Raw genomic sequence first — 18464 nt, 5'->3', positions numbered from 1 at the left:
TTTACACCAATAGGAAGCAGCCAAACTATCGAATAAACGCGATGACAGGGATATACATGCAGGTTAACGTTTACAAATATATAAATTAAATGTAATTTACTGTATATTATTATAGCTTGGATTTTGTGCAAAAAACAGCAGGATTCCTGCAAACAGGGCTAATTAACCAGAAAAAAACAGCTGAACCTGGCGTTCAGCTGTTTTAGTTTCTGCTTATGCAGAGAATAGATTGCATATTATCATTTAGTTTTTTGTTGATTTTATTGCTGGAGCATTACATTTCAGTTACGGATAAATACCGCTTTCCAGCGATTCACATAATGAACGTCATATCCGAGAGTATCTGCCAGCAGACTGAGCGGTACATATACTTTGCTATTGCTACCACTGCCTTTCATAAAAGCAGCTGTATCCGTGCTTACCCGCTTACCCTTGACCATGATCATTTTACTGTTCAGCGGAATTGTAATTTGTTGTGTGCCACTGCTGATAACCGCCGAACGATTGGCTGCTGACCAGCTAACTCGTGCGCCCAGTGCTGCTGTCACATCACGCAGGGCGACATAGGTACGTCCGCTTCGTACAACCGGCTGATCTGCCGTCTTCAGCTGACGACCATTGGTATAAATCACAGGACCAGCTGTTCCTGTCCCGCTTGCCGGCGGAGTAATATAACTCTGCTCTCCCCAGATTGCTTTACTAAAAGCGGCAGCCATAGACTCATAACCGGCTGCGTTCGGATGAATATCACCTTCGGCAATATGTGTCATTGCCAGCTCCTGACCCTGAAATGCAGTTGCGACATGGGCTACACGTACATCCAGCCCCTGCTGCTTGTAATGATCCACGGTCTCTTCTACGATCTGACTGAAGCTGGCGGCAGCTTTGTTCAGATCACGGTATAATCCGGCTCCTGCCAGCATTGGAACCGGCTGATACTGATCAGCAATTACGATCACTGCCTTGGGATTGAGTGTAGTCAGCTGATCCACAATCGATGTAATATGACTGCGATATCCCTGGGTAATCGGTGTAAGATCAATCGACGACAGATCCTGCGGCAGTGCGGTCAGTGACCCCAGCGCATTCAGAAAATCATTGCCGCCAATCGTAATTGTGATCAGATCCGCATTGCGAATATCGCGGGCGGTCTGTGCACCATCGAGCGTACGACTGCTGCCCGGCAGACCGGTCTGGATATTCGCCGTACTGATCGATCGGCCAGCAGTGATTGCATCCATGTAATTTTTCAGTCCTTCACTGGTCAGGCCAAGTATGCCGTCATTGATTGCCTGACTGCGACCGCGAAACAGCTCCTGTTCTGCCAGTCGGGTCGTAAATCCGTCATACGCGTCAGCATTTACCTCCGGTTCATATCCGGCGGTCAATGAATCCCCGAGAAAGACCATATGTTCATACGCCTGCTGTTGTCCGGTATCACCCACTGCTGCTCCGTACACGGTAGAAGCCGCGCCTCCACTTCCGGAACCGAGCAGCAGCAGTACCATCATATATTGAATAAAAATAAATTTCCCCTCCCTCGCTGGGCGATGATTTCGGCTATGAAGATCATCGACTGGTGAATATGATAATGCTGTATTGGTAACATCCTTGCTGAAAAGTGTAAATAAAGCGGTCATTCTGAACCTTTTTGACATCGCAGCATCTCCTTTTTCCTTGTTCTGTATTATCCGTAGATCCAGATATAAAAAGGCTGCTGCAGTCCGTGTGGACTACAACAGCCATTTATTCCTGTTGGTGCTGAAGATTACTCTTCGTCCTTGGAGTCCGGACGTTTGGCCTTGTTCAGGTAATCATCATAACGTCCATCCAGTTCCTTGGCCATTTTGCGGTATTGAAGGGTCTCTTCTACAATGGGATCGTTCTCCGTCTGGATTCTCACTTCGTATTTGGGCGGAATCATACGACGTTCCCGACTGTCCCGTTCTTCTTCCTGCATCTGTCCTTCGGTTAATCGCTCGCTGAGTTCACGTTCCAGTTCATCGGATGATGGCATATTGGTTCACTCCTTATCACGATCATCTGACAGGCGCATATACACCTGAAGATAGACTCTATCCTTTATTTACCCTTGCTGCAGACAATTCATTCAGTTCGGTTCCGTGCAATTATACAGGCAGATCGGTCAGACCTGCCGTATGCAGTTCACGAATCAGTTCTTCATGAATATGACCATTGGTCGCAGCAACATTGCGCACGGTCAGCTTGTACTCTTCTCCGGAAATATCACCGATCCGGCCGCCAGCTTCCTGTACGAGCAGGGCCCCTGCTGCCAGATCCCAAGCATTCAGACCGACTTCCCAGTAAGCATTCAGACGACCGGCTGCCACGTAAGCCAGATGCAGCGCGGCCGATCCGCCGTTACGGATACTGCGCACTTTGGGCACCATTTCCACCAGTGCACGGGTATTGCGCTCCAGACCGGCATTGGCTGGAAACCCGGTTGCCACCAGACTCTCGGCCAATGTTTTCTCGCCGGCTACTTTCATCAGATTACCGTGTACATAGGCGCCTTTGCCTTTTTCGGCAACAAACAATTCATCATGGGTCGGGTCGTAGACGACGCCAACGATCACTTCACCTTTGTGTGCAACAGCGATCGATACACAATAGTATGGGAAACCATGCACAAAGTTGGTCGTTCCATCAATAGGGTCCACGATCCATACATACTCGGCATCCAGTACATTTTCGGTCGCCTGAATCGAAGCTTCCGCTCCAATCCCTGCACTTTCCTCTCCCAGGAACTCATCTTCCGGGCAGTAGGTCAGTACCAGCTTTCGAATCATTTGTTCTGCGCCTTTATCCACTTCCGTCACCAGATCCTGGGATGACGTCTTGGTATCGAGCTGCTTGTAGCTGCCCAGCTTGGTTTTGATCCATTCACCGGTTTTGGAAGCGGCATTAATCGCTACGGCTACCCGGCTTTTACTGCTTACGACATAGGGTTGCTTTTGGTTATCTTCCATGTTCAATCCCCCTGCATATTATGAAATATCTGTGATAATGGCTCTGACTTTACGGTAACACTTCAATACTGCCCTTGTCGATGATCCGAACGCCATCGCCCTGATAGTTATGCAGATCCTTCATTAGCTGAAACAGTGCCACATCCTTGTGCTTGGCTTCGAGCATAACATCCATATGGCTGGATGTGCGCGCCGCCTCCCGCAGGAATTCCAGTAGCGGCCCTGCTTCGACGCCGTCTGCATGACTGCGGCGATCGGTCTCGCTCCTCGGACTGGAAGCATGAATCTTGGGCGGTAGATGAACACCATCCGGCACATCGGTACGTGCCAGCGGCGACTCCCATGTACGGGCCACTTCCGGCCACCAGTAAGATGCCGGTTCACCGGCGCAGTTTACCATATGATGGTGGATATCCAGTACCATCGGCAGTCCGGTACGCTGCGCTACCGCCAGCGTCTCTCCACTGGTAAAGGTTTTGTCGTCATTTTCCAGGGTGATCCGGCACTGGATATCAGGGTCCAGATGCTGGAAATGTTCAATAAATCGCTCCGACGCTGTCGGTTTGTCTCCATAGGCGCCGCCGATATGAATATTATTTTTGGAACGGGCATCCAGCCCCATCGCATCCAGCATCTTCACATGGTAGCGCAGGTCACGAATCGACGATTCCAGCACTTCCGGACGCGGCGTACTGAGCACGGTAAAATGATCCGGGTGAAAGGATACACGCAGATTATGCTTGCGTATATACTCGCCTACCTCGGCAAATGAATCCGCCAGTGCCGGATACGGGTCCCAATCGCTCAGATCCGTATGAGTCGCCAGTGGAATGATTTTGGAGGTCATGCGGTACATCTGAATCTCTTCGGCTACATTATGGCGCAGCAGTCGAAGGGTATTATGAAGATTGGTGCGGGCGATCTGTTCCAGGGAACGGAGCCCGGCTTCGCGGTCAGGTAGCTTTTTGAACCTGGCCATGGTCATGGTTTTGGAAGGCGATGAGTCCTTGACTTCAAGCGACATCGCTACATATCCGAATCGTACAATCATAGGGCTGAGTGCCTCCTCTGGTTTCGCTGTAATATTGACACCGAAGCCGGAGACAGGTTGCTCTACAACCCCTTTGCTGGAGCAGCAGATTGCTTACTTTTGCTCTCCGAAAAACATCTCATAGGCAAGATCCGTCTGTACTCTGGATTCTTCCGGTGTCAATTTGCGGATTAATTGCATCTCCACTTCTGTTACCTCATTACCCTGAAAGTTAATCTCTGCAATGCATCCGGTTATTTTCACGATCGCAACTGCGGTGTTATCCGGCGTATAAGCAATAACCTTTTGTCCGGTCGGAAATACGCGAAAACCCTGCTTGACCATTTTGCCTTTGCCATATTCGAGCAAATCGAGCAGTTCCTGCCTGTTCTTGAATTTGCATACGGAATTGAATTCGGTCTGGAATCCCATCTTCTCGCCTCCCTGGAAATTATATATTGACCTGCAGCTGGTATGAGTCTGCCTGGTCGTCTGCATCATAAGGTATAACACCTTCTGCCCCCTCTACTGTGACAGGGACATGTAATATCTTTGAATCCATCTGCCGCGAAAGGGAACCAGGCCGCCATTTACGGCGCTGTTCCCTTTCTTTCGCTGCAAGATGGGGATTTGTATTGGTTGGAAAAAGAAATTCAGTCGCGGCCGAATTGCAGCTGGCGACGTTTGTTGTAGCGGTCCATACCCAGCTGGATCAGTTCGTCCAGCAGCGCCGGATAGGATTTGCCTGTCTCGCGCCACAACAGTGGATACATGCTGAATGCGGTAAAGCCTGGCATTGTATTGACTTCATTGATCATGACAGTACCATCGGTACGACTGACAAAGAAATCTGCGCGGCATAATCCATTACCATCAATAGCTTTGAAGGCACGCAGTGCCAGTTCACGCAGGTTCTCGGCCAATTCGCTGTCGATCTCTGCCGGAATCACCATACGGGAATTACCGTCGATGTATTTGGCATCATAATCATAGTAGTCGCTGTTGGAGACAATTTCACCCGGTACCGATGCCAGTGGCAGTTCATTGCCGAGTACACCGACTTCGACTTCGCGTGCATCGATATTCTCTTCTACGATGACTTTGAGGTCATAGCGGAAAGCATACTCGATGGCACGTTCCAGTTCATTCCGGTCTTTGGCCTTGGTAATGCCTACGCTGGAACCGAGGTTAGCCGGTTTAACGAAGCACGGGAAGCACAGATTATGCTCGATTGAGCTGAGGATCTCATGCTTGTTCGCTTCGTACTCTGCCGTGATAAAGCTCTCGTATTTGCACTGTGGCAGTCCTGCCTGGGCAAACAGCTTCTTCATGATAACTTTGTCCATGCCGGCAGAGGATGCCAGTACACCGGCACCTACATACGGCATATCCATCATTTCAAACAGTCCCTGGATGGTACCATCTTCGCCATATGTACCATGCAGCAGCGGGAACAGTACATCGATTGTGCTCTCCTGTCCACTCAGCTTCTGCCACAGGATACTCATCGTGCGAGAAGTCGCTTCCGGTCCGCCGCTGATCTGCAGTTCTTCCGGACGGGAAGGGGCTGCTGTATACGTCTGGCCCATGTTCCAGCGGCCTTCTTTGTCAATGTATACGGGTACTACGTCGTATTTGGTATAGTCGATTGCGTTCAGTACGGAAAATCCGGTCTGAAGAGATACTTCGTGTTCTCCGGATTTGCCTCCGTAGATCAGGCCTACGGTCAATTTTGTTGCTGTCATTTCGGAACCCCCGTTAGTCATTTAGGCATGTAAAAATATATGGTTAATCGTCACAACTATCATCGTCTGCATCATCTCATCATCGATATTAAAACAAGAATGCAGACAGGCCGAATTACGGTCTCTATTCAGTATAAATGTTCATTGGAGAGGCTGCAAAAAAACTTTGGTTATCTGTGCCTACAGTACGGGCTGCCGCTTCCCACAAATGCCTACGGCCACTGATCGGCGGACGACCGAACATTCTCGCATACTCCCGGCTGAACTGGGAAGGACTCTCATAGCCAACCTGGAATCCCGCATCGGCTGCTTCCTTATTCTCGGTTAGTAGAAGACGGCGCGCAGCCTGCAGACGAATGACTTTCTGATATTGCAGTGGACTCATGGCGGTGACTTTTTTGAAATGCTTGTGCAGGGCAGACGGACTCAGATTGACCTCATGAGCCAGCTGTTCAATCTGCAGCGGCTGCGCATAGTCATGATGAATTCGCTGGATCACCTGCAGTACACGGCTCGCATGACTGCCAGGAAAAGAAAATTGGGCGATCAATGCTCCCTGCTCATCCTTGAGCACCCGGTAGATGATCTCACGGATAATGAGTGGAGCCAGCACCGGGATGTCTTCCGGTGTATCCAGCAGCCAGACCAGACGCACAGCTGCCTCCAGCAAAGAAAGGGGCGTCTGTCCAACCAGAATGCCGCGTCCGGTATGACCATCCCACTGCCAGTCGGTCTCGTGAATAATCTCCAGAATTCGATCCGGATGCAAAGTGAGCTGCAGACTCAGATAAGGCACTTCCGGCGTAGCTTCGATAACTTTGCCGGTGACCGGCAAATGTACAGGAGTAACCAAATAGGAAGAGTCATCGTAATAGTAGCTTTCTTCCGCCAGCATAGCGACTTTGGCGCCCTGGGCAATGATGCACAGCGATGGGATCAGGATGCTGTGGGTCGGTTCGATATGGACCGAGGAACGTCTCAAACGAAGCTCGGGGATGGCGGTATCATGTGTACCATCGGTGCCGGTGTACCGCTGAATCAGCGCAGCCAGTTCATGGCGGTATAAGGCAAGATCAGGAGGTACAAGCATTGGGCTCATGGGTATTCTTCCTTTCATCTACAATGCATAACTGTTCTGCTTCATCAAACCAAGCAAAACTCGAATCTGAATTCGTATTTATTCCGGAATCTGCAAAGCCTGCTTATCCTGTATGGAGCCTATTGTAGTGAATCCGAACAGGATTAGGCAAGCACCGAACAGGAACGTTCTACCTTCTCTGAATGGATTTTGCCTATGCTGGTATAGAAGACGGTGCTTGAGTGTATCCGTTCAAACTATATATAGAGGAAGAAGGAATATCCATGAGCCAAAGTCTGAACAATAAAGTAGCCATTATCACCGGAGCCAGCAGTGGGATTGGTGAAGCCGCAGCAATGCTGCTCGCTGAACGCGGTGCCAAGCTGATCCTCGCTGCACGTCGACCAGAACCACTGGCGGTACTGACCCAGCGCATCCGGGAGGCTGGCGGCGAAGCCGTATGTGCTACAACCGATGTACGAAGTCAGACAGACATGTCCAACCTGGTCGAGCTCGCCTGTACACATTACGGACGCCTGGATACATTTATCAATAATGCAGGTGTCATGCCGATCTCACCACTGGACGATCTGCGGATTGCCGATTGGGAAGCTATGGTAGATGTGAATATCAAAGGCGTCCTGTACGGGATTGCTGCTGCCCTGCCTGTCTTCCGCCGTCAGCAATCCGGTCATTTCATTAATATTGCTTCAACAGCCGGTCACAAGACCGTTCCCAATCAGGCTGTATATTCCGGCACCAAATTCGCAGTACGAGCCATCTCCGAGGGAATGCGCCAGGAAGCCGGTGCACAGCTGCGAGTAATGATTATCTCGCCGGGAATCACCCGAACCAATTTTGCTGATGGAATAACAGACCCGGAGATCCGCTCCCGCCTTGTAGATGTACGGGATGTGCTTGCTATGCCGCCGGAAGCCGTTGCCCGTTCCATTGCATTTGCGATGGAGCAGCCGGATGACGTGGATATAAACGAGATTATTATTCGGCCGACTGCTCAGGCCTAACTTTATGTCGTTTTTATAGGGAGTCCCTGCTGTGTGTTATTAATGAGAATTTCCTGTAGAGCAGTATTCGATTAACACCAAAAAGCCATGTCACCTGTAATAGCGACATGGCTTTTTGGCCAATTGATCTATATGAACCGGATCAACCTTTCACGGGTACTTCTATAGCCGTCTCGGACTGAACATCCTCTTCTCTATACTGGCGGAATACAAGCGGATAGATCAGGAAAGACAACAACAACCCCACCAATCCGATCAATCCCAGCGCAATCACATCGTGCCAGACATAATTCCATCCCAGTCCTTTTAAAGTAATATTACGGACAGCTTCCAGGAAATACGTCAGCGGCAGACATTCACCGAGTATGCGCAGCGGCGTTGGCATCGCTTCGAGCGGCCAGGTATACCCCGACAGCATAAATGAAGGTACCGCAATCAGCATCAGCGTCTGCGTCGCATCGAGTCTGCTCTTGGAGAACAGGCTGAATACAAATCCCAGCCCACACAGCGCAAAGTTAAACGCGATAGAGACCACGATCAGCGGCAGCACCGCTCCCTGGAACGGAATATGAAAAGCAATACAAGAGATTCCGAAGGTGGTCACGACGTTGACCATACCTGCCAGGAAATACGGCAACAGCTTGGCGATCGCCAGCCTCCACGGTGTCAAACGCCAGGCCCGGAAGCGTGCCCATGTGCCCTGTTCCTTGTCCCTCGTGCAGGACAAGGCAATCCCGAGCAGCAGACATTGCTGCAGAGCGGCGGATATAACGCCCAGCGGCATAAACATCTTGTAGTTATACACCGGGTTAAACAGTACTCTGGATCGGAACGGAATCGTCGTGAGCACCGATGATGCCTGCGCACTGTTCATACCTTTTTGTTCCAGCGTCTGCAGGGATGCCCCGGCACTGACACTGCTGACCACCTGATTGGCGATCCGGCTGGCACTGTTGGAATACATCATATTGCTGCCATCAATCAGCGTCAGTACAGGTACATTTTCGCCATGCTTCAGCCGAGCGGAAAAGTTGTCAGGGATTACAATACCTACTTTGGCTTCCCCGCTCTGTACTTCTGTCGTCACTTCTTCCTCATTCCATACCTGGCCCTTCACGGCAAAAGTATCGGTCGCATCAAAAGCCTGGATAATCTGGCGACTCAGCTGCGAATTATCACCATCATAGACAACGACAGACATTTCGGTAATCCGTTCATGCGAATACAAGAACCCGAATAAAACCGAGTACAGAATCGGTGTCAGCAGTAAAATGACTAATAGTTTGCGGTCGCGCACCATCTGCTTCCATTCTTCCAGAAATACATGCCATACACTCAGCCGGTTCATATCAATGCGCTCCCTGAACTGGATAGATAACCGTCGCTCCGGTCGGTACATTTGCAGACAGTCCGGTCAGCAGCACTTTGACGCCAAACGCACGTATATCCATATCTCCGGAACTTTGGCTTGGCTTTTGAATAGCAAAATCGGCGGCGGTATCCATCACTTTGACTTTTCCTTTCACTTCGCTGCCGTCGGACAGCAATCTGACGGTGACAGAGTCCCCTACTTTCAGACCATGCAGATCCGTTTCATTAATATAGAATTTGGCCCAGCGCTGATTGGTCGTCTCCAGCGAATAGACGGTATATCCTGCGCTTGCTATTTCACCTGCATGAAGAGAACGGGATTTTACTACTCCATCGGCAGGCGCTCGCAGCTCTGTATAACCTACATAGGTCTGGGCTTCCTTCAGTGCGGCTTTGGCCTGGGCGACCTGTGACTGAGCGGCTTCCACTGCAGATTTGGCCTGGGCATAGGCAGCCTGCGCCTGGGCGACAGTTCCTCCTGCCTGGGATACAGCACCTTGAGCCTGTTGTACAGAGGCCTCGGCTGCTTTGACATCCTGGGCCTGGATATCGACCTGACCCGCACCTGCCTGGGCTTCCTTGACAGCTGCCTGCGCCTGCTCGTACTGGGCTTTGGCTGCATCAATCTCTTCCTGACGGCTTCCATCCTGTGCCAGTTTGAGCTTTTGGACAGCTGCTTCGTACTGGGCATCAGCCTGTTGCTGTTTCATTTTGGCATCATCCAGCGAAGCATCTGTCGCCAGCCCGGCATCGAATAGTTTCTGTACCCGTTCAAGTGATTTATTCGCAGTATCCAGTGTTTTTTTGGCGGAATCGACGCTTACCCGGGCCTGGGTGATTTCTTCCGGTCTGGCACCGCTTTTGACTGCTTCCCATTTGGCTTTGGCCGCATTCGCAGCAGCCTGGGCCTGGGCGATCTTGCTGGCTGCGGATTGTGAGGTGACTTTGACAGCGACATTACCCTGCTGCTGCTTGGCCTGGGCTACGCCTACAGCTGCTTCGGCCTGGGTGACACCAGCCTGCGCCTGTGTAATGCCTGCCTGCGCCTGGGATACACCTGCTTTGGTCTGGTTCACATTGGCTCGAGCAGCCTGCAGAGCGGCCTGGGCCTGCGCCACTTTATCATTGAGCTCCTGACTCTCAAGACGGGCGATAACCTGCCCCTTTTTCACCGTATCTCCTTCATCAACAAGCGTATCCTTGATTCGGCCAGCGACCTTAAAACTGACGCTGATCGTATCTGACTCCACATAAGCAGTAGGCTGTGAAGATGCCTGACCGCTGGTGCTGCCTTTTTTACTGAACGCGACCAGTCCGTAAATACCAGCTGCGATCAACAGAAGTACCACTCCATAAATGATATATTTTCTGGCTTTCATTGCTTCTCCCTCGCTCCTCTGTAAATATGAGTCTCTCTACTCTACTTTTCATTCAATATAGCATATACTTGGAGTACACCATATTCTCAAAAAGTAGACTTAACTGAACTAAAAGTACATACAGGAGGGTATCTTATGAATATTGAACAGCTGAACTACATTATGGAAGTCGCACGTTCCGGTTCGTTCACACGGGCAGCCGAGAACGCTCATATTACGGTGACAGGGATCAGCCGCTCTATCTCTCTGTTTGAGAAAGAGATTGGCATGGAGATCTTCACACGCTCTCGTACCGGCGCTGCTCTCACGCCCGAAGGAGAGAAGATCGTTACTAAGATTGCCGGCATTCTGAACCAGATCGGCGAGTTGAAGCTGGAAGCCAGCAGCTATAGTGAAATGAATAACGCCAAACTGCGATTATCCGCTATTCCGGGTCCGATTTCACTGCTGATTGATATCCTGACTGATATGAAGCGCGAATTTCCCGGCAGTCGGATCGAGATTACCGAAGACCATACCGAACGGGTAATTGAGGATGTGCTGAGCGGACAGAGTGATCTGGGCTTTGTCCAGATGAAGGAACATATGCTGCATCGCTATCCTGGACTGCTGTTCGACAAACTGGCGGAGGATCAGGTGATCATTGTCGCCAATGCCAAGTCTCCGCTTGCCCAGATTGATTCCATTCAGAGACAGGATCTGCTAAAGGTACCGTTCGTACTATATAATGATCCCAATATTATTGAATTTGTGAAAATGATCGGCCCGGATGTGGACATATTGTTCAAAAGCAACAATGTCGATGCCCTGCTCAAAGCAGTCAAGTCCAACCTCGCTATTACAGTCGCCACCCGATTCTCACTACAGGCTTATACGACGCCGGATAATCCCGAGATGGTCAATATTCCTTTTCAGCTGCCTGGTCAGGGCAAGTCGTATCTGTGTCTCGTGACTTCGCGCGATCATACCCTTTCCCGTGCAGCCAGACTATTTATCCAGCGGTTTAAGAATTCGTTAGCGTAAAGTTCCTTATATCAAAACGGTCATATGTGCAAAGAAGACATTGATTTTATTTTTTGATATAATTCCGTCGAGCACCATACTTTTCCATTTCAGGAAAACGAAGTTGCTATACAAAATGATTGAAGGAGGGATTTCATACACGTGCTTACTGTTTCTTTGCGTCAGCGTGTTCGTATTCTGACCGAGTACATCAGATTGTTCACCAAAATGCTGATCAGTAATAAGTTCTCGCTTGGCTGGTATTTACTTTTCCCGAACATTATTTTCTTTTTCACGCATTATAACTGGCTGTCCTCGCCACCAGATCCAGAAGTTTTCTATTTACATACTAGTGTATTTACAGCTTATATCATTTTCCTGCTGTCGATCGATGCACCGCTCAATCTGATTCGTCTTCGGGAAAATGGAGCACTCAAAGTATTCAAGTTCATCTCAGGTTCCAAATACAGTATTATCTTGTCGCAATTAATCACTCAATTTATCGCCATGGTGATAGCTATGCTCCTTTTTGCAGTACTTGCAGGAGGTCTGATACTTCCTCATTGGTCTGACATTCTCTTATTCATGGCTGTACTTATGCTGGCTTGTACTATTGCAGCTCCGGCACTATCGCTCTTTTTCACATGGCTTCTGCTGCTACGTGTCAAACAGGAATCGCTGTTTACGATGGTCAGTATTTTGCTGCTGCTGTTTTTCCTGATCTCGGCTAATAACTTTGCGCTACCCGGCTGGGCCGGTATGCTGATCCTGTTAATCAATCCTCTCGAAGTGGTGCGCCAGATCATGTACATGCTATCCAATGGACTGATTCATACATCAATGCCTGTACATGACCAACTACTGATTTTTATTATTCTTTTCTTTTATATTCTGATCGGAATTCTGTCCATGCGAGCCATTCGTGTCACTTCTTCAACCGGACGCATCTAATTTAAGGAGGACACTGGTCATGCCCACTGTTGATATTCGGAATTTAACTTATCAATACAAAGGTTCTGGCAGAAAAGTGCTGGATAATCTGTCGTTAACCTTTAAACCGGGAATAATGAATGTGGTTATTGGACACAATGGTGCCGGGAAAACCACTTTATTTGATCTGCTCAGCCGTCTGCTGATTGCACCTGCTGCAGTTAGCGGTCTTCCGCCGGAGCAGGAGACTCTTTATCAGGTACAAGGAATCTTGTTCCCCTCTTCCCTTACCGGATATGATTTATTTCGCTTTTTTCTGTACACCGATTTTCGTAACGGAATCAAAATCACCAGACAGCCGTATACCGATTCACAAATGACTTCCGACGAGAAGGATATGATGGAACGCCTTTGGACAACACGTTATGGAGATATGTCTGTCGGAGAACGCCGTTATCTGATCATTCTTGCTATCACACTTATGCAGCGCAAACTGTATATTTTCGACGAACCTACTTCGGCTATAGATCCTGCTGCTCGTATTAGGGTTCTGAACCGGATACAGAAATTGGCCAGCGATCCCGATAAACTGGTAATTCTGTCTACCCATACATTACATGAACTCAAGAACCATCCCTGTCATTTGTATGCACTTCATCGTGGGCAAAAAATATTCGAAGGAAGCTATACAAGATTTCTTGAACATTACGGAAGTGAAGATCCAGATCTTGCTTTTGCGCATATGCTCCACCACCACTAAGTAGTAGCCTGCCCTTTTGCATCATAAAAATAATAACTAAATAAAAAATTTCACTGCCTGTGCAGCAAATAAAAGACTTCTTCCAAAAAAAGAAATAGTCTTTTATTTTTTTGAGAAATACTTCCGAATTTATCCAAAAACCACTTTACTACCTCACATGTAAACGGTATACTTAAAGTGTTGATTGATTTTGAAATCAAGTTTCATTCTGCGAAACAAGCATTCTGTATATACAAGATTGTTTCCTCGAGATTGATACTTTTTTCAATATGATTATCTTTTCCTGTAACCAGTAAGCCGTATTTCATTCAAGGAGGTTCATCTATGTCCGTTAAAGACTCATTTTCCGTTGGCCGTGAACTGAAAGTGAAAGACAAGACTTACCGTTATTTCAGCCTCGAAGCGCTGAAAGAAAAAGGCTACACCAGCATCGACAAGCTGCCGTTCTCTATTCGGGTACTGCTTGAAGCTGCTGTTCGTCAATTCGATGGTCACGCGATCACCGAAGAACACGTAAAACAACTCGCGGGATGGGCTGAGGGCCGTGAGGAAAAAGAAATTCCATTTATCCCTGCACGTATCGTACTGCAGGATTTCACTGGTGTACCAGTTGTCGTTGACCTTGCAGCAATGCGCGATTTCGTCAAGAAATCAGGCGGCGATCCAAAGCAGATCAACCCGCTCGTACCGGTTGACCTGGTTATTGACCACTCTGTCATGGTAGATGCATACGGTACGCCGGATGCACTTGAATATAACGTAAATGTTGAATTTGAACGTAACGAGGAGCGCTATCGTTTCCTGCGCTGGGCACAGACTGCATTTGACAACTTCCGTGCCGTTCCACCTTCCACCGGTATCGTTCACCAGGTTAACCTGGAGTATCTGGCTTCTGTAGCCGCTACGAAGACGGTAGATGGCGAGACTCAGGTCTTCCCTGACTCCCTCGTAGGTACCGATTCCCACACTACCATGATCAACGGTCTTGGTGTTGTTGGCTGGGGTGTCGGCGGTATCGAAGCCGAAGCAGGTATGCTCGGTCAACCATTGTACTTTGTTATGCCGGAAGTTATCGGTTTCAAACTGACAGGCAGCCTGAGCGAAGGCGCAACAGCAACTGACCTGGCGCTGACGGTTACCGAAATGCTCCGTAAAAAAGGCGTTGTCGGCAAATTCGTGGAATTCTATGGTCCGGGTCTTGCCAACATCAGTCTCGCTGACCGTGCAACAGTAGCCAACATGGCTCCTGAGTACGGCGCAACAATCGGTTTCTTCCCTGTCGATGACGAGACACTGTTCTACCTGCGCAATACCGGCCGTGCCGATGATCAGGTTGAACTGGTAGAAGCCTACTACAAAGCACAAAACATGTTCCGTACATCCGAGACACCTGATCCGGTATTTACCGATGTGATCGAGCTGGATCTGGCTTCCGTGGTACCGAGTCTTGCCGGTCCAAAACGTCCTCAGGATCGTATCGAACTGACCAATATGAAACTGAGCTACGACACAGCGATCCGCACACCGGTTGAAGCTGGCGGTTATGGCCTGTCGGATGAAAAACTGGCTGAGAAAATCACCGTTCAACATCCAAATGGCAAAACCAGCGAAATGGGTGCAGGCGCTGTCGTTATCGCAGCGATCACCAGCTGTACGAATACGTCCAACCCAAGCGTTATGCTGGGTGCCGGCCTACTCGCCAAAAAAGCAGTAGAACGTGGACTGAAAGTACCTGGTTATGTAAAAACAAGTCTGACTCCAGGTTCCCTGGTGGTAACCGAGTATCTGCAAAAAGCAGGTCTGGACAAATCACTGGAAGAACTCGGATTCTATCTGGCAGGCTACGGCTGTGCAACATGTATCGGTAACTCCGGTCCATTGCCTGATGAAGTTAGCCAGGCTATCGCAGATAACGATCTGACGGTATCCTCCGTATTGTCCGGTAACCGTAACTTTGAAGGACGTATCCATGCCCAGGTGAAAATGAACTATTTGGCATCTCCGCCACTGGTTGTTGCTTATGCACTGGCAGGCACAGTAGATATCGACCTGACCAAAGATCCAATCGGACATGACCAGGAAGGACAGCCTGTATACCTCAAGGATATCTGGCCATCTTCCCAGGAAATCCGCGATGCGATCGGTCTATCGATCAGTCCGGAAATGTTCCGCAGCAGATACGAGCATGTATTTACTGCCAACAAACGCTGGAATGAAATTCCGGTTCCACAGGGTGAACTGTACGAGTGGGATGACAACTCCACTTATATCCAGAATCCGCCGTTCTTCCAGTACCTGGCTAACGGCATGACTGACATTGAGGATATCCGCCATGCACGCGTACTGGCACTGATGGGCGATTCCGTAACGACTGACCATATTTCTCCAGCTGGTAACATTTCTCCATCGTCCCCAGCCGGACAATATCTCAAAGAGCACAATGTAGAACGCAAAGACTTCAACTCCTACGGCTCCCGTCGTGGTAACCATGAAGTCATGATGCGTGGTACATTTGCCAACATCCGTATTCGTAACCAGGTCGCTCCGGGTACAGAAGGCGGCGTAACCAAGTTCCTGCCTACGGATGAAGTAATGTCCATCTACGATGCATCCATGCGTTACCAGGCAGAAAGCCAGAATCTGGTCGTTGTTGCCGGTAAAGAGTATGGTACAGGAAGCTCACGTGACTGGGCAGCCAAAGGTACTTTCCTGCTGGGCGTCAAAGCAGTTATCGCTGAGAGCTTCGAGCGTATCCACCGTAGTAACCTGGTAGGTATGGGCGTACTGCCACTGCAATTCCAGGAAGGCTACAGCTGGAAACAGCTTGGTCTGGATGGTACCGAGGTGTTCGATATCACTGGTCTGAGCAATGATGTGAAGCCAGGACAGGTATTGAATGTAACTGCACAACGTGAAGATGGTACCAAGTTCGAATTCCCTGCTATTGTCCGTCTGGACAGCGCAGTGGATGTAGACTATTACCATAATGGCGGTATCCTGCAGACCGTTCTGCGTCAGATGATCCAGAACACCAACAAAGGTGAGACCGTATAAATTCCAGCATTCGCTGTTGAATAAAGTAAACTCATAAACAGGTGCCTATCCATCGCTTTCCGGACAACCGGTTAACGACAGGATAGGCACCTGTTTTTACATATAAAATCCAGCTTACTTTCGTAGGGATCGTCGTCGTGTCCACCATATCGCACAACCTGCTGCTAGTACTCCTGCTCCAATAAAAAATGCAATCATTCGGTGTCCGCCGAGCAGTTCGGAACGGCCTGGCAATATAGCAATAGACTCACCCAAGTGATGTAGATTCATACCGTTGGAGCTGCCAAATTCCGAGGTTCCCGGGACTATTGCTACCTGACTCCCTCCTCGTTCTACGACAGGCGAATTGCTGCTGCACATATCGGTTTTCAGATTACCTTCGGATTGCCGGGCGAAAATAAGGTACCTTGCGCCTTGTTCAAAAGTTATACCACAGGATGCAGATTCACTGCTGGCAAGAATAGAGGTCTGCTCATATACCTTACCTTTCCATGCAGACTGAACGGCAAAAGTATACTGTTTGGTAGAAGGTTCTTCCCCGGATAAAGCGGGACGGATCGAAGTTACTTCACCTGTGAATACAGCATCCGCCATTTTTTTGCTTTCTTGTATAGGCACGTTGGCAGCGCAGCTGCAGGCAGACACCGGTCTGGCAAACAAGGGAAACAGCAGGCTAATTAGCAGCAGAATTAACAGACTTCCAGCCAGATGACGTTGGATGGGTATCTTCTCCCCTCATTGATAGGATAATTAAATTCCATATTTTAGTATAAATTAAATAGATTGTATATATTCACAGACGCCTATTTTCAGGTTTTGTTGCTGCTCCCCTCTACTTTTGTCTTCTGGTTCCAAAATAATAATGTCCTATCGTTATAGGATCAAGCTCAATGGTATTTTCTTTTTCTCATTATCTGATGAGTCAATAGTCTGTTCCAGCAGCACAGGGCTGTTACGTGTGCGGGCTGTCGATCAAGCTGGAATCGTATCTATTTCAATAGAGTAGTATACAAAAATAAAGAGCACTTCTCTTCGTCAGAGAAATGCTCTTTGGTGTACATTCATTATCTGTATCGTACATACCCGGTTATCCCAGCGTTCAATATGCAGGCATTTAGCGCAGCTTGATCCCCATCTCGCGGGCAGCGGCGATCAATACAGGTGCATACTCGTGCAGTCTGTCGATCGACAGGCGGCTCACCGGACCGGACAGTGACAGTGAAGCACGCAACTGGCCAGCACTGTCAAAGATCGGTACCGCTACAGCCGCCGCTCCAGGCTCACGTTCTTCATAACTGGTAGAGTAGCCGTTATGACGCACCTCTTCCAGCTGCTGGCGATACATATCCGGGTCTACGCTTGGTGGCCATTCCGCGCTGCTCAACAGCAGCTCCTGTTCGGCATCACTGGAGAAGGCAACCAATACTTTACTGGATGCACCTACAGTCAGCGGCAGTCTGGCACCGACCTGGGCGACCCGGCGGATCGCCTGATTGCTCTGTACCGCCTGAATACGCAGGCGTTCGTCTCCATCTCGGATATACAGACTGATCGTCTCGCCGAGCTGTTCACGCAGCTGCTCCATATCTGGCAGCAGCATCGTTGCAGGGTCATCATTTTGCGCTAGATGGGTCGACAGCTCCCAGATTTTGATACCCAGACGGTATTTATCGGTGGCGCTGTTGCGCACGACAAATCCTTTCTCTTCCAGCGTAGCCAGCAGACGGTGCACGGTACTTTTGTGCAGTCCAATCTCCGAGGCAATTTCAGTGAGTCCCAGATCACTGGATCGGGTAAAGCAGAGTAGTATGTCTAATGCACGCTCTACAGCACGCACAGTTAATTTGCGGTCTTCCATTTCTCTCGCCTCCAATGGCTGGCTGATCATACAGCCCTGTGTTAATGACATGGACTAACAGCACTTTACCATACTATTGTTTCACTCAATGAAACATGGTTACATAAATTATATCGAAGCTAACTCTAAAGGTAAAGGGAAATACGTCGATAATAACAATGTAATCTATTCGTCGATGCAGTCGTCAAAATTGACTTTCTCTACATCGCATCTTACCATAATACACGAATGTGAATATGGAT

At 49.0% G+C, this 18464-nt stretch carries 16 protein-coding genes; 5 read left to right on the top strand and 11 right to left on the bottom strand.

What is annotated here, in order from left to right; translation table 11 throughout:
• Window positions 1-281: 281 nt before the first annotated feature.
• From H065_RS0108770 to H065_RS25610, 7 genes are all read right to left on the bottom strand, one after another.
• Window positions 282-1658 (bottom strand): stalk domain-containing protein, encoded by a 1377-nt coding sequence (locus H065_RS0108770; protein ID WP_081604091.1) that lies wholly within the window; start codon window positions 1656-1658, stop codon window positions 282-284.
• A 110-nt stretch (window positions 1659-1768) separates the two neighbouring features.
• A complete protein-coding gene (locus tag H065_RS0108765) occupies window positions 1769-2017 on the bottom strand; it encodes a hypothetical protein (protein WP_017812669.1) in 249 nt (82 codons plus the stop codon).
• Window positions 2018-2129: 112 nt separating this feature from the next.
• A complete protein-coding gene (locus H065_RS0108760) occupies window positions 2130-2990 on the bottom strand; it encodes an inositol monophosphatase family protein (protein WP_017812668.1) in 861 nt (286 codons plus the stop codon).
• Window positions 2991-3039: 49 nt separating this feature from the next.
• Window positions 3040-4041, bottom strand: coding sequence for a UV DNA damage repair endonuclease UvsE (gene uvsE / locus H065_RS0108755; protein ID WP_017812667.1), 1002 nt, complete (start codon window positions 4039-4041; stop codon window positions 3040-3042).
• A gap of 93 nt (window positions 4042-4134) precedes the next feature.
• Window positions 4135-4452 carry a hypothetical protein gene (locus H065_RS0108750; protein WP_017812666.1) on the bottom strand — a complete coding sequence of 106 codons (318 nt, stop codon included), beginning with the start codon at window positions 4450-4452 and terminating at the stop codon, window positions 4135-4137.
• A 221-nt stretch (window positions 4453-4673) separates the two neighbouring features.
• Window positions 4674-5765, bottom strand: coding sequence for a D-alanine--D-alanine ligase (locus H065_RS0108745; RefSeq protein ID WP_017812665.1), 1092 nt, complete (start codon window positions 5763-5765; stop codon window positions 4674-4676).
• Between the two features lie 124 nt (window positions 5766-5889).
• Window positions 5890-6864 carry an AraC family transcriptional regulator gene (locus H065_RS25610; protein ID WP_017812664.1) on the bottom strand — a complete coding sequence of 325 codons (975 nt, stop codon included), beginning with the start codon at window positions 6862-6864 and terminating at the stop codon, window positions 5890-5892.
• Between the two features lie 263 nt (window positions 6865-7127).
• On the opposite strand from H065_RS25610, the gene H065_RS0108735 reads away from it, so the two are divergent.
• Window positions 7128-7868, top strand: a complete 741-nt coding sequence (locus H065_RS0108735) for an SDR family oxidoreductase (protein ID WP_017812663.1) — start codon at window positions 7128-7130, stop codon at window positions 7866-7868.
• A gap of 142 nt (window positions 7869-8010) precedes the next feature.
• On the opposite strand, the gene H065_RS25605 is transcribed toward H065_RS0108735, so the two are convergent.
• Window positions 8011-9216, bottom strand: a complete 1206-nt coding sequence (locus H065_RS25605; RefSeq protein ID WP_017812662.1) for an ABC transporter permease — start codon at window positions 9214-9216, stop codon at window positions 8011-8013.
• A 1-nt stretch (window position 9217) separates the two neighbouring features.
• Window positions 9218-10618, bottom strand: a complete 1401-nt coding sequence (locus H065_RS0108725) for an HlyD family secretion protein (protein WP_017812661.1) — start codon at window positions 10616-10618, stop codon at window positions 9218-9220.
• 135 nt (window positions 10619-10753) lie between these two features.
• On the opposite strand from H065_RS0108725, the gene H065_RS0108720 reads away from it, so the two are divergent.
• From H065_RS0108720 to acnA, 4 genes are all read left to right on the top strand, one after another.
• Window positions 10754-11641, top strand: a complete 888-nt coding sequence (locus H065_RS0108720; protein WP_017812660.1) for a LysR family transcriptional regulator — start codon at window positions 10754-10756, stop codon at window positions 11639-11641.
• 141 nt (window positions 11642-11782) lie between these two features.
• On the top strand, window positions 11783-12571 hold the full coding sequence (locus H065_RS0108715; RefSeq protein ID WP_017812659.1) for a hypothetical protein: 789 nt from the start codon (window positions 11783-11785) through the stop codon (window positions 12569-12571).
• A 19-nt stretch (window positions 12572-12590) separates the two neighbouring features.
• The gene (locus H065_RS0108710) at window positions 12591-13310 is read left to right on the top strand and encodes an AAA family ATPase (RefSeq protein WP_017812658.1); all 720 of its coding nucleotides are present in this window, start codon (window positions 12591-12593) and stop codon (window positions 13308-13310) included.
• 324 nt (window positions 13311-13634) lie between these two features.
• Window positions 13635-16364: an aconitate hydratase AcnA gene (acnA, locus tag H065_RS0108705; protein WP_017812657.1), complete on the top strand. Its 2730-nt coding sequence runs from the start codon at window positions 13635-13637 to the stop codon at window positions 16362-16364.
• Window positions 16365-16478: 114 nt separating this feature from the next.
• On the opposite strand, the gene H065_RS0108700 is transcribed toward acnA, so the two are convergent.
• Together H065_RS0108700 and H065_RS0108695 are read right to left on the bottom strand one after the other, a co-directional pair.
• Window positions 16479-16982 (bottom strand): hypothetical protein, encoded by a 504-nt coding sequence (locus H065_RS0108700; RefSeq protein WP_193746770.1) that lies wholly within the window; start codon window positions 16980-16982, stop codon window positions 16479-16481.
• 496 nt (window positions 16983-17478) lie between these two features.
• Entirely contained in the window at window positions 17479-18222 is a 744-nt protein-coding gene (locus H065_RS0108695; RefSeq protein WP_017812655.1) for an IclR family transcriptional regulator, read from the bottom strand.
• Window positions 18223-18464 lie beyond the last annotated feature (242 nt).

The organism is Paenibacillus shenyangensis (assembly GCF_000346635.1).
GTDB lineage: Bacteria > Bacillota > Bacilli > Paenibacillales > Paenibacillaceae > Saccharibacillus > Saccharibacillus dauci.
This window is presented reverse-complemented; position numbering and strand designations above follow the sequence as displayed.